The 12,996-nt window shown below is 67.8% G+C and carries 12 protein-coding genes; 2 read left to right on the plus strand and 10 right to left on the minus strand.

Annotated features, from left to right (window positions below; translation table 11 throughout):
* The first annotated feature begins 6 nt into the window (after positions 1-6).
* Complete coding sequence (locus B1790_RS19430) at positions 7-1,848, plus strand: dynamin-like GTPase family protein (RefSeq protein ID WP_079924910.1); 1,842 nt, start codon at positions 7-9, stop codon at positions 1,846-1,848.
* A gap of 35 nt (positions 1,849-1,883) precedes the next feature.
* A complete protein-coding gene (locus B1790_RS19435) occupies positions 1,884-3,389 on the plus strand; it encodes a dynamin-like GTPase family protein (protein WP_079924911.1) in 1,506 nt (501 codons plus the stop codon).
* 92 nt (positions 3,390-3,481) lie between these two features.
* On the opposite strand, the gene B1790_RS19440 is transcribed toward B1790_RS19435, so the two are convergent.
* From B1790_RS19440 to B1790_RS19485, 10 genes are read right to left on the minus strand one after another with little or no spacing between them, the layout of a single operon-like run.
* Positions 3,482-3,913 (minus strand): hypothetical protein, encoded by a 432-nt coding sequence (locus B1790_RS19440; RefSeq protein WP_079924912.1) that lies wholly within the window; start codon positions 3,911-3,913, stop codon positions 3,482-3,484.
* A 39-nt stretch (positions 3,914-3,952) separates the two neighbouring features.
* On the minus strand, positions 3,953-4,885 hold the full coding sequence (locus B1790_RS19445) for an LLM class F420-dependent oxidoreductase (protein WP_079924913.1): 933 nt from the start codon (positions 4,883-4,885) through the stop codon (positions 3,953-3,955).
* A gap of 24 nt (positions 4,886-4,909) precedes the next feature.
* Complete coding sequence (locus B1790_RS19450; protein WP_079924914.1) at positions 4,910-5,533, minus strand: TIGR03085 family metal-binding protein; 624 nt, start codon at positions 5,531-5,533, stop codon at positions 4,910-4,912.
* On the minus strand, positions 5,530-7,371 hold the full coding sequence (locus B1790_RS19455) for a glycoside hydrolase family 15 protein (protein WP_079924915.1): 1,842 nt from the start codon (positions 7,369-7,371) through the stop codon (positions 5,530-5,532). The genes B1790_RS19450 and B1790_RS19455 overlap by 4 nt, the downstream gene beginning before the upstream one ends.
* The gene (gene zwf / locus B1790_RS19460) at positions 7,364-8,788 is read right to left on the minus strand and encodes a glucose-6-phosphate dehydrogenase (RefSeq protein WP_079924916.1); all 1,425 of its coding nucleotides are present in this window, start codon (positions 8,786-8,788) and stop codon (positions 7,364-7,366) included. The genes B1790_RS19455 and zwf overlap by 8 nt, the downstream gene beginning before the upstream one ends.
* 38 nt (positions 8,789-8,826) lie before the next feature.
* Positions 8,827-9,369 carry a hypothetical protein gene (locus B1790_RS19465; RefSeq protein WP_142271400.1) on the minus strand — a complete coding sequence of 181 codons (543 nt, stop codon included), beginning with the start codon at positions 9,367-9,369 and terminating at the stop codon, positions 8,827-8,829.
* A 49-nt stretch (positions 9,370-9,418) separates the two neighbouring features.
* Entirely contained in the window at positions 9,419-10,219 is an 801-nt protein-coding gene (locus B1790_RS19470; RefSeq protein WP_079924917.1) for a class II aldolase/adducin family protein, read from the minus strand.
* Between the two features lie 18 nt (positions 10,220-10,237).
* On the minus strand, positions 10,238-11,143 hold the full coding sequence (locus tag B1790_RS19475) for a MetQ/NlpA family ABC transporter substrate-binding protein (protein ID WP_079924918.1): 906 nt from the start codon (positions 11,141-11,143) through the stop codon (positions 10,238-10,240).
* Between the two features lie 15 nt (positions 11,144-11,158).
* Entirely contained in the window at positions 11,159-11,899 is a 741-nt protein-coding gene (locus B1790_RS19480; protein WP_079924919.1) for a methionine ABC transporter permease, read from the minus strand.
* The gene (locus tag B1790_RS19485) at positions 11,896-12,912 is read right to left on the minus strand and encodes a methionine ABC transporter ATP-binding protein (protein ID WP_079924924.1); all 1,017 of its coding nucleotides are present in this window, start codon (positions 12,910-12,912) and stop codon (positions 11,896-11,898) included. Before B1790_RS19485 ends, B1790_RS19480 begins: the two co-directional genes overlap by 4 nt.
* Between the last annotated feature and the right edge of the window lie 84 nt (positions 12,913-12,996).

Genomic DNA, 12,996 nt, shown 5'->3' on the forward strand with positions numbered 1-12,996 from the left:
GATGAGATGACCCAACCGAACGACCCTCGCAAAGTGAAGGTCATCGTCGAGTTGATCGACCACAGCACCAAGATCGCCGAGGCATATGAGCGCGGCGACCTCGTCGAGCGACTCGCCAGGGCCAAGGAGCGGATCAGCGACCCCCAGGTCAGGGTGGTCATCGCGGGACAGCTCAAGCAGGGCAAGAGTCAACTGCTGAATTCGCTGCTCAACGTTCCCGTCGCGCGCGTCGGCGACGACGAGACCACCACGCTGGCGACCGTCGTCTCCTACGGCGACCAGGCGTCGGCCCGGTTGATCGTCTCGCGCGGCGAGGGTGCCGAGCCGGAGGAGGTCGAGATCCCGATGGCCGACGTCCGCAACGACCTGCGCCGCGCGCCGCAGGCCGGGGGCCGCGAGGTGCTGCGCGTCGAGGTGACCGCGCCAAGCCCGCTGCTGAAGAACGGGCTGGCGTTCGTCGACACCCCGGGGGTGGGTGGGCACGGTCAGCCGCACCTGTCGGCGACGCTGGGTCTTCTGCCCGACGCCGACGCGGTGCTGATGGTGAGCGACACCAGCCAGGAATTCACCGAGCCCGAGATGACATTCATTCGCCAAGCCGTCGAAATCTGCCCAGTCGCAACGATTCTCGCCACCAAGACCGACCTCTACCCGCACTGGCGCGAAATCGTCGCGGCCAACGTCGGCCACCTGCAGCGGGCTGGCGTGGCGGTCCCGGTGACCCCGGTGTCCTCGGTCCTGCGCAGCCACGCCATCCAGATGAACGACAAGGAACTCAACGAGGAGTCGAACTTCCCTGCGATCGTCAAGTTCCTCAGCGAGAAGGTCCTCGGCCGGGAGAACGACCGCATCCGCGACCAGGTGCTCGCCGAGGTTCGTTCCGCGGCAGAACACCTGACGATGACCGTCGAGACGGAGCTGTCGTCGATCAACGACCCCGAGGCCCGCGACGCCCTCAACGCCGACCTCGAGCGGCGCAAGCAGGAGGCGCAGGATGCGTTGCAGCACACCGCGTTGTGGCAGCAGGTGCTCAACGACGGCATCAACGACCTGACCGCGGACGTCGACCACGATCTGCGGGCCCGGTTCCGCGCCATCACCCAGCACACCGAGCATCTGGTCGACGGGTGCGACCCCACTCAGCACTGGGCCGAGATCGGCGCCGAGCTGGAGGACGCCGTCGCCACCGCCGTCGGCGACAACTTCGTCTGGGCCTATCAGCGGGCCGAAGCACTTGCGCAAGAGGTGGGCAGGACCTTCATGGAGGCCGGGTTGGACGCGGTCAAGATGCCGCAGATCAACGCCCGCGACATGGGCGCCGGGCTCGGTGAGATGAAGTCGCTCAGCCGACTGGAGGCAAAGCCAATTGGCAAGGGGCACAAGGTCGTCACTGGCATGCGTGGTTCCTACGGCGGTGTCCTGATGTTCGGCATGCTCACCTCGTTCGCCGGCCTCGGGATGTTCAACCCGCTCTCGCTCGGCGCGGGCCTGGTGCTGGGCCGCAAGGCGTACAAGGAGGACATGGAGAACCGCATGCTCCGCGTGCGCAACGAGGCCAAGACCAACGTCCGCCGCTTCGTCGACGACGTGTCGTTCATCGTCAGCAAGGAGTCCCGCGACCGTCTCAAGGGCGTGCAGCGCCAGCTCCGCGACCACTACCGCGACATCGCCAACCAGACCACCCGATCGCTGAACGAGTCCCTCCAGGCGTCGCTCACCGCGGCCAAGATGGAGATGGACGAGCGCGACACCAGGGTGCGCGAACTGGAGCGTCGGCTCAACATCCTGCGCCAGGTCACCGAGCACGCCGTGAACCTCTCGCCACGGCCGGAAAGCGTCGCTGGGTAACTTCGCAGCGGCGGTCACTAAGCTGGGCAACCGACATGAGCACCAGCGATCGAGTGCGCGCGATCCTTGGCGGCACCATGCAGGCCTACCGCAGCGACCCGGCCTACCGTGAGCGCCCCGACGTGCACAACGAACTGGACTGGATCGGCAGGCGGCTCAACCAGCCCATCCGCGTCGCGCTCGCCGGCACGCTGAAGGCGGGTAAGTCGACGCTGGTCAACGCCCTGGTCGGCGAGGACATCGCCCCGACCGACGCGACCGAGGCCACCCGCATCGTCACCTGGTTCCGCAACGGCGCCACCCCGAAGGTCACCGCCAACCACCGCGGCGGCCGACGGTCGAACGTGCCCATCGCCCGCGACCCAGGGGATCGGGGGCTGACGTTCGACTTCGCCAGCCTCGACCCCGACGACGTCGTCGACCTCGACGTCGAATGGCCAGCCGCCGAACTGGTCGACACCACCATCATCGACACGCCCGGCACGTCGTCGCTGTCACGCGACGTCTCCGAGCGCACGCTGCGCCTGCTGGTCCCGGAGGACGGCGTCCCCCGCGTCGACGCCGTCGTCTTCCTGCTGCGCACGCTCAACGCGACGGACATCGGCCTGCTCAAGCAGATTGGCACCCTCGTCGGAGGCTCGTCGGGTGCGCTCGGCGTGATCGGCGTCGCGTCGCGGGCCGACGAGATCGGAGCCGGTCGGATCGACGCCATGCTGTCGGCCAAGGACGTCGCCACCCGGTTCACCGCGGAGATGGACAAGACGGGCATCTGCCAGGCCGTCGTCCCCGTGTCGGGGCTGCTCGCGCTGACCGCGCGGACGTTGCGGCAGAGCGAGTTCGTCGCGCTGGAGAAGCTCGCCGGGGTCGACGCCGGCGAGCTGGCCAAGTCGATGCTGTCGGTGGACCGCTTCGTCCGCGAGGACCAGGAGGGAAGCCAGGCCCTGCCTGTTGACGCCGCCACCCGCGCAGCCCTGCTGGAGCGGTTCGGGATGTTCGGCATCCGGATCTCGATCGCGGTGCTGCGCGCGGGTATCTCCGATTCGGTGGCGCTGGCCGACGAGCTCCTCGAGCGCAGCGGGTTGATTGCCCTACGCGACGTCATCGACCAGCAGTTCGCGCAGCGGTCGGATCTCCTGAAGGCGCACACGGCGCTGCTGTCCCTGCGCCGGGTGGTCGAGGACAACCCGATCTACGCCACCCCGTACATCCTCGCCGACATCGAACCGTTGCTCGCCGACACCCACGCGTTCGAAGAGCTGCGCCTGCTGAGTCAATTGCGCTCGCGCTCAACGACGTTGAACGACGACGAAATGGCGTCGCTGCGGCGAATCATCGGCGGCTCGGGAACCGACGCCGCCAGCCGCCTCGGCCTGCAACCCGACGCGCCCTACGACGGCCCGCGGGCGGCGTTCTCCGCGGCGCAGCGGTGGCGCCGGCGCGCCGATCACCCGCTCAACGACCCGTTCACCACCAGGGCGTGCCGCGCGGCTGTCCGCAGCGCCGAGGCAATGGTGGCCGACTTCGCCGCCCAGGGCCGCTGACTGCGCCCGAGACGCGCCGACCGCACGGTTGCTTACGGGGTTACTCGGGGCGAACTCGGGCGATGCGTACGACAAGCGTGCACTCGGCGAGGTCAGGGCCGGGGGTACAGCGTCCGTGTCTCGTTGAGCCGCGGTCGCTGACGCCCGTCACCGTAGGTCGTCGACGTCCTGGTCCTCGGGAGGTTGGACGGGTCGAACGACGTCGTGGTCGGAGACGTCGAGGTGGTGTCGGTACCGCTGGTCGTCGTGTCGCCGGGGTCGATGTCGGTGGTGACCGGGGGACTGGTGCTGGTGATGGTCTCGGTGCTGGAGCTGGACGTCGTGGCCGCGGAGCTGCGGTCGGAGAAGCTGGGATCCGGGTAGTACTGCGACGTCGTCCCAGGCTCGTCGGAACCGCCGACGACGTAGGAGATGAGCAGCCACAGCAGTCCGATCACCGCAATCGCGCCGACACTGGCTCCGACGACGGTCGACGTGCGCTCGTGCCACGGCGGCTCGTCCTCGTCGTGGTCGGCGTCCGTCACGGGCTTGATGGTAGCCGCGGGCGCTCGTGACGGGCGGGGTCAGCCCAGTTGCGGGATGACCTCGGCCGCGAAGAACTCGACGTGGTCGAGATCGGACTGGTCGAGGACCTGGAGGTAGACGCGCTGCACGCCGGCCTCGGCGAACGGATCCAGCTTGTCGGCGATCTCGCCGGGCGTGCCAACCAGCGGTGAACTGCTGCGCAGATCGTCGACGTCGCGGCCGATCGCCGCGGCGCGGGCGGCGACCTCCGCGTCGTCCCGGCCGGCGCACACCACGAACGCCGCCGAGTACGTCAGCGAGTTCGCCGCGCGGCCGGCCGCCTCGACCGCCGCGTCGACGCGGGCGTACTGCGTCTTGAGGGTCTCGAGGTCGACGAACGGGATGTTGAACTCGGAGGCGTACTTCGCCGTCAGGGCGGGTGTGCGCTTGGGCCCACCGCCGCCGATGATGATCGGCGGGTACGGCGACTGGGCGGGCTTGGGCAGCGCAGGGGACTCCTTGATCGAGTAGTGCTTCCCGCTGTAGTCGTAGGTCTCACCCACCGGCGTGCTCCACAGCCCGGTGAGGATGTCCAACTGCTCTTCGAGCCGGTCGAATCGCTCGCCGAGTGGCGGAAACGGGATCGCGTACGCGTCGTGCTCGGCCTCGAACCAGCCTGCGCCGAGTCCCAGGTCGACCCGGCCGCCGCTCATCTCGTCGACCTGGGCGACGGAGATGGCCAGCACGCCGGGGTGGCGGAAGGTGGCCGAGGTGACCATGGTGCCGAGCCGGATGGTGGACGTCTCGCGGGCGATGCCGCCGAGGGTCACCCAGGAATCCGTCGGCCCTGGCATGCCGTCACCGGACATCGCCAGGTAGTGGTCGGACCGGAAGAAGGCGGAGTAACCCGCCGCCTCCGCGGTCTTGGCCACGGCCAACTGGTCGGCGTAGGTGGCGCCCTGCTGCGGTTCGACGAATACGCGGAAGTCCATGCGGGTCAGCCTAGTTGCTTATGCCTAGAGGCCTCGATCGCCGTCGCGCACCGCGCTCACCGCGGCGTCGTCACCGGTGAAGGTCAGCTTGGCTTGGTCGCGGCCGGAGATGAACATCAACAGTTCGCCGGGTTCGCCCGTCACCGTGACGGCGGGGCCCTTGCCGACGGTGGTCACCGTGGTGCCGTCGGGCGTCTTCAGCGTTACCCGCGCCGGGGTCTTCGACATCGTCATCCGCGACATCAGACTGACCTGCCGCGCCAGCGACGACGTCGTCGCCTCGTCGAGTTCCCTTGGTTCCCAGCCGGTTACGGCACGCCGGACGTCCTCGTGGTGGATGAACATCTCGGCGACGTTGACGAAGGGGTCGAGCAACTTGAACGGCGAGAACAGCGGCGGGCCCGACGCGATCTGGTCGAGCAGCACGTTCCAGTCGTTCTCGGCGGCGACCTGGTTCTGCACCCGTTCGGTGTAGCCGGCGAACTTCGGCACCATGATGCCCGGTGCGGCGTCGAGCCGGCGTTCCCTGATGACCAGGTGGGCGGCCAGGTCGCGGGTCGTCCAATCTCCGCACAGCGTCGGCTGTTCCGGGCCGACGCCGCGCATGGTGGTGACGAGCGCGGCGCGCTCCTGCTGGGCGACTGTCATGACTTGTCTCCTGTGTCGAGTGCACGATCGAGGTTGATCGCCGCGCTGATGAGCGCGAAGTGGGTGAAGGCCTGCGGGAAGTTGCCGACCTGGTCGCCGGTCGCGCTGACTTGTTCGGCGTATAGGCCGACGTGGTTGGCGTAGGTGAACATCTTCTCCAACGCCAGCTGGGCGTCGTCGAGGCGGCCCGCCCGCGTCAGCGCCTCCACGTACCAGAACGAGCACAGCGAGAAGGTGCCCTCCTCGCCGTCGAGACCATCGGTTTCCGGTGAGTACCGGAACACCAAGGTGTCGGTGACCAGGTCCTTCTCGACGGCCTCGAGCGTCGACAGGAACTTCGGATCGGCGGGCGAGAGGAACTTCACCATCGGCATCAGCAGCACCCCGGCGTCGAGCTCGGTGCCGCCCTCGGTCTGTGTGAAGGCCTGCAAGTCGTCGTTCCAGGAGTGCGACATGATGCGGGCGTAGATCTCGTCGCGCGTCTTCGACCACGCTCCGACGTCGCCGGGCAAACCACGCTGGCGGGCGATGCGGATGGCGCGCTCGAGGGCGACCCAGCAGAACAGCCGCGAGGTCGTGTACGCGCGGTGACCGCCACGGACCTCCCACATGCTTGCGTCTTCGCGGTCCCAGTTTCCCATCAACCAATCGATGACTTCGACGACGTCGTCCCATGCGTCGCTGCTGATTCCAGCGCCGTACTTGTTGAACAGGTACACCGAATCGATGAGCTCGCCGTAGATGTCGAGCTGCAGTTGGTCGACCGCGGCGTTGCCGATCCGGACCGGACGAGAGTCGCGGTACCCCCGCAGATGAGTCAGCTCGGTCTCGTCGACCGGGCGGTTGCCGTCGATGTCGTAGAGCACCCGGAGCGGTCCGAGGTTCTCCGGGCCGTCGCCCTGCTCGCGTTCCTCGCCGAGCCGTTCGGAGAGCCAGCCGACGAACGCACGGGCCTCGTCGGTGAAGCCGAGCCGGAGCAGGGCGTACAGGCTGAAGCCGGCGTCGCGGACCCAGACGTAGCGGTAGTCCCAGTTGCGGCTTCCCCCAATGAATTCCGGGATGCTGGTGGTCGGTGCGGCGATGACGGCGCCGGTCGGCTCGTGGGTGAGCAGCTTGAGGGTGATTGCCGACCGGTGCACCGTCTCGCGCCAGCGGCCGACGTAGCGCGACTGGCGCAACCACGACCGCCAGTACGACGTAGTGGCGTCCAGCAGGTCGTCGGTCATGTCGACTGCGTTGCTCGAAGGCACGTCGTCTCCGGTGAGCATCTCGAGCACGAACAGTGCGCTGTCACCTTGGGACAGTTCGACTTCCGCGCTGACGCGGGTGTTGTCGTCGCCCGGCTCGATGGACAGGTCGACGGACGCGACGAGGCCAAGGCGGACGCCGTCACCGGTGATGAGCACGCCGTCACCGCTCTCCTCGGCGACGCACCGCTCGCGCCCGTAATCCGGTCGGGCGTCGACGCACGTCCGCATGGTGATCGTGCCCCGCACACCGCTGACTCGTCGGACCAGCCGTTGGCGATGCTCGGGGTCGCCCGCCCCGAGGACGGGCATGAAGTCGTGCACCTCGGCGACGCCGTCGGGGGTGAGGAACCGGGTGATCAGGACGGCGGTGTCGGGGAAGTAGAACTGCTGGGTGCGGGAGACCTCGCCCGTCGGCGAGAGCGTCCATTTGCCGCCCCGCTCGGTGTCGAGGATCGCACCGAACACGCTCGCGGAGTCGAAACGCGGTGCGCAGAACCAGTCGATTGTGCCGTCGGTGGCAACCAGGGCGCAGGTGCGCAGGTCGCCGATCAGTCCGTGGTCCGCTATGGCGGGCCAGTCGTCAGGCATCGGGCAGGTGCCACCCTTCCGGGCCTGCCAACTCGATCGCCTCGTCGGGGCCCCACGAACCGCGAGCGTACGGCAGCGTCGGCGGTGGGGTGTCGAGAACCGGCTGACAGATCTCCCACAGCCGGTCCACTTCGTCGGCCCTGGTGAACAGCGTCTGGTCGCCGCGCATCACGTCGAGCAGCAACCGCTCGTAGGCCTCAAGCGGGACGTCGTCGGGATCCTCTTTCGCGATGTCGAGGTTGAACGTCAACGGCACCAAGTCCATTCGTGGACCGGGCCGCTTGGCCATCAGGCTAACCTCGAACTCCGGCGAGTCGCTGAGCTCGATCACCAGCTGGTTGGGGCCGTACTCGCTGTCACCGAACCGTCCCATCGGTGGGGTGCGGAACGTCAGGGTGACGGTGCGTCGGGTGGCGCCGAGGGACTTGCCGGTGCGCAGCAGGAACGGCACGCCCTGCCAGCGTTCGGTGTCGACGAAGGCCTCCAACGCCACGAACGTCTCGACCTTCGAATCGTCGGCGACGCCGTCCTCGTCGCGGTAGCCCTCGTACTGCCCGAACACGACGCGGTCGGGGTTCAGCGGCTGCATCGCGGCGAAGACCTTCGCCTTCTCGTTGCGCAGTGCCGTCGGGTCGAGGTGCACCGGAGGCTCCATGGCGATGAAGCCGAGCACCTGGCACAGGTGGGTGGAGATCATGTCGCGGAAGCAGCCCGTGGACTCGTAGAACGCGCCCCGCCCTTCGGCCGTCAACGTCTCCGGCACGTCGATCTGCACCGACATCAGGTGGTCGCGGTTCCAGGCGGGCTCGATGAGGCCGTTGGCGAAGCGCAAGGCCAAGATGTTCTGCACCGCTTCCTTTCCCAGGAAGTGGTCGATGCGGAACACCTGATCCTCGCTGACGACCTTCTTCAGGGCGGCGTCGAGCTCGCGGGACGACTCCAGGTCGGTCCCGAAGGGCTTCTCGACGACGACGCGGGCGTCGTCGGTCAGGTGCTCGTGGCCGAGCATGCCGATCATCGACTCCATCGCCGTTGGCGGTACGGAGAGGTAGATCAGCGTGCGCGAATCGTCGCCGAGGCCGTCGTGCGCCTCGCGGACGGCGGCGGCGAGGTCCTTGCCGCCGTCGTCCTCACTGGCATCGGAGGTCTGAAAGGTCAAGCGGCTCAACAGGTCTTCGAGTACGTCGGAGTCGAGGTCGTCGACCGACTCCTGCAGGCCGCTGCGAATCTTCTCGCGGAATTCGTCGTCGGAACCGGGGGAGTGCCGACCCGACCCGATAATCGCGTAGTCCTCGGGTAGCCGTGACGCTGCCGCCAGCCGGTACAGGCCGGGAAAGAGCTTGCGCTTTGCCAAGTCTCCGGTAGCACCGAAGAGGACGAAGACGTGTGGACCCGGGCGCTCCTCGCGATGCTTCACCGGTGGGTTCTTCCCGTAACGGCGCCCTGGCTAAACGTCTAGAAGGCGTCTACACCGCCGATGGCGACGAACATTCCGTGGCTGGTGCCGTCGTTGGTGAACTTCGTGCCGTCCTCGCTGGCGACGATCGTCCACCCCTGCGCGGTGTAGGTGCGGTAGTCGATGGGGACGACGGGGATGTCGCCGAGGTTGCCGAGCACCCACTTGAGCTGACCGTCTGCGGTAACTCGCACGCCGTTGGCCGGGGCACCGTCGACCACCGGCGAGCTGGTGAAGGGGGCCTCGCAGGCGACTTCGGTCGTGTTGATCTGGCACCGGGTCTGGCCGGACTTGGTGGTGATGAACACGTAGCCGTTCTGCGGCGGCAACGCCTCGGCCGCCGGGGGAGGTGCGGCGACGGGGGTGGTGGTCGTCGTCGTGGTCGTCGGTGTCGGGCTGGAGCGCGACGGCGTCGACGTGGGAAACGTCGGTTCGGTTGGGTTCCCGGCGTTGCGCTCGGGGCTACCGGAAATCGTCGACTGGCAACCGACGAGGAGCGTGCCCGCCGCGAGCACGCTCAAGACCTTCCACCGCACGTCCATCGCCGTCCAGGCTACGCACCTCGTGACGGATGTGACGGCAGTGACTCGCTCAGTCGAACAGGTCGGGCTGCTCCCTGGTGATCTTGGCGAACAGCGGCTGGAAGCTGAACCACCCGGCGAAGTGGCTGCCGACCTGCCCACGGGTCAGCGCGGCCATCTGGTCGTCGATGAGGACGGGGGTGCCCGCAGCCTCCGCCATCAGCTGCGCCTGACACGACCGCTCCATGGTGATGAACCACCAGGCGGCCTCCTCGACGGAATGACCGACGGTCAGCAGCCCGTGGTTGCGCAGGATCGCCGCCTTGCCGTCGCCTAGCGCGTGCGCGATGCGCTTGCCTTCCTCGAGATCGAGGACGACGCCCGAGTACTGGTCGAACAGCGCGTGATCCTGGTAGAACGCACAGGCGTCCTGCGTGATCGGGTCGAGCAGCTTGCCGAGCGTCGACCACGTCTTGCCGTACACCGAGTGGGAGTGCGCGGCCCCGATCACGTCGGGACGGGCGGCGTGAACCTGCGAGTGGATCGCGAACGCCGCCTGGTTGACCGGGCGGTCCCCGTGCACGATCTCGCCGTCGTGCCGCACCAGCAGAAGATCGCTGACGCGGATGTGGCCGAAGTGCATGCCGAACGGGTTGACCCAAAAGTGGTCGGTGAGTTCGGGATCGCGGGCGGTGATGTGCCCGGCCACGCCCTCGTCGAACCCGAACCGGCTGAACAGTCGGAAGGCGGCCGCCAGGTTCTGCTTGCGGTGCAGCCGCTCCTCCTCGACCGTGCGGTCGGTGCGGGGAAGCAGGGCGGCGACGTTACCGCCTGCGAGCTTCGTGGCGTCTTCGGCTCCGGTGTCGACCATGACTCGATCGTACGACCGCTACCCGAGCGGCAACAGGATGTTCTTCACGCTGGGATCGGTGGCCAGGAACTGTTGCACCGCCGGATCCTGGAACGTCTCGACGAGCTTCTTCACGTTGTCGGTGTCGGCCCACTTGCTGCCGATGGTGAGCTGGCCCGCGAACTCGTCCGGCGCGGGCGGCGCGAAGATCTGCTGAGTCAGCGGAATCTTCGCGGCCAGGTAGTACTCGGTGTAGCCGACGGCGGCGTCGAGGTCCGGCAGCGACCGGGACTGCGCGGCGAAGTCGAGCAGGGTGAACTTCAGGTTCTTGGGATTGCCGACGATGTCCTTCTGAGTGGCCTGGAACTTGTCGACCGCCGGGTTCAGCGTGATCAGCCCCGCCCGCTCCAGCAGCCACAGCCCTTGGGCTTCATTCGCCGGATCCGAGTAGAGGGACACGTTGGCGCCGTCGGGCAGCTGCGACGGATCGGTGTACTTGTCCGACCAGATGCCGAAGCCCCACCGGAAGACCGGCGTCGCGGCCGTCTCGCGGAAGTCCGGATTGGCCTCGAGCACCTGGCTCAGCCAGAGCTTGTGCTGATAGATCGTTCCGGCCACCTCGCCGTCGCTGACGGCTCGGTTGATGGTGTTGCTGTCGGTGAGGCCGCGGAAGGCGACCTTGATGCCGTGCCGCGGCGCGACGTCCTTGGCGATGTATTCGATGAGCGACTGCTCGGCGGCGTTGCCCTCGTTGGTGGCGACGACCAAGGTCGCGCCGGCGATCTCGTTGGCGGACTTGGTCTCTCCGAAGAAGACGAACTTCACGGCGACGGCCGCGACGACGACCACGACGAGTCCGAGCGCGGGCCAGATCCACCTGGGCCGTCGGCGCAGTTCGAAGCCGTGGTCGTCGGCCTCCGGTGATGCGGTGGGTGTGGTTGTCATGGTGAGCCTTTCGAATTAGACGGCGGGTGCGCGTCTGCGGAGCGGGCGGGCCGCGACGGAGGACAGTCGGCGGTGCGGTGTGGTCAGGCGGACGAGGGCGTCGCCGATCAGCTGGACCGCGGCGACGGTGATCACCAGGATCACGATGGTGGCGAGCATGACGCCCTGGTCGAATCGCTGATAGCCGTACGTGACGGCGACATAACCGATTCCGCCGGCGCCGATGGTGCCCGCGATGGCCGAGTATTCGATCATGGCGATGACGTTGATGGTCAGCCCGCCGATGATCGACGGGACGGCCTCGCCGAGTTGCACCGTGCGGATGATCTGCAGGGGCGACCCACCCGAGGCGCGCGCCACCTGTACCGCCGACGGCGGAACCGAGCGCAGCGAGTTCTCGACGATCCTGGTGAAGAATGCGATGCCCGCCAACGACATTGGCACCACTGCTGCCGCGATGCCGATGTTGGTGCCGGTGACGAATCTGGTGAACGGCATGATCGACGCCATCAGGATCAGGAACGGCAACGACCGGCCGACGCTGATGACCCAACTCAGTACGGTGTGCAGGCCGGGGTTCTCGAACAGCCCGCCCGGCGCCAGGTTGTGCACCAGGGCACCCAGTGGGACGCCGACCACCACGACGATCGCCATCACGATCCCGACCATGATCAGGGTGTCCACCAGCGCCGGAAACAGCAGCCCGGGGAGTTCACCGACCGGGACCTTCGCGTTGGCGAGCAGTGTCTCGGTCATGCGACGCCCTCCAACGCGCGAGCAGGTGGCGAGTGCTCGGCCAGATCTGCCGAGAGCCCGTAGCGCGCGAGCGTGCCGCGCACGTCGTCGCCCAATTCCGCGGGAACGCCGAGGGTCACCCCGCCGACGCTGACGCCGGCCACCACCTGAACCGACGCCCCGAGGACCGACAACGGCACGCCGAGGTCCTTGGACGCCGCGGCGATCCAATCGGCGGGCACGTCGGTTCCGTCGTACACGACGTTCCAGATCTGTTGTCCTACAGCCGGTCGGGCGTCGGATCGCTGCGGACGCAACTCGGCACCCAGCGACGACCGCGGGTTGGTCAGAAGGTCGACGATGCGACCCGACTCGACGATGCTGCCGTGGTCCAACCGCGCCACCGAGTCGGCGATCTTCAGCACGGTGTCCATCTCGTGGGTGATGAAGACGATGGACAGGTTCAGGTCGTCACGCAACTCGCGGAGCAGGTCGACCACCGAGTCGGTGGTGACGGGATCGAGCCCGGCCGTTGCCTCGTCGGACAGCAGCACCGACGGCCGCAGCGCCAACGCACGTGCGATGCCGACCCGCTGTCGTTGACCCCCGGAGAGCTGGAACGGGTAGTGCCCGGCGCGATCGGCGAGGCCTACCCGGTCCAGCAGTTCGGCGACGCGGCGCTTCGTCTCCGACGCCGTGACGCCGAGGTAGTCCAGTGGCAGTGCGACGTTCTCGGCCGCCGTGCGTCGCTCCAGCAGCCCGGCGGCCTGGAAGACGGTACCGATGCGTCGGCGGGCCACCCGCAACTTGCCTGCCGACAGCGTCGTCAGGTCCTCACCGTTGACCACGACCGAACCCGACGTCGGCGGCGTCAGCAGGTTGATGCACTGCGCCAGCGTGCTCTTGCCCGCGCCGCTCGGGCCGACGACGGCCAGGATTTCGCCGGCGTCGACGCGGAAGGTGACGCCGTCGAGCACCACCGTCCACTGGTCACCGCGGCCGTAGGCCTTGGTCAGGTTGGTCAGTTCAATCACCGGTGAAGGCTCGCAGAACGGCTTGTCACCGAACACCTTTGCGATCAGCGTGAGTGCAGCACCGGGAAATACATCAGGCCCTCC

Origin of the sequence: Mycobacterium sp. AT1 (genome assembly GCF_002043095.1) — a bacterium.
Taxonomy (GTDB): Bacteria; Actinomycetota; Actinomycetes; order Mycobacteriales; family Mycobacteriaceae; genus Mycobacterium.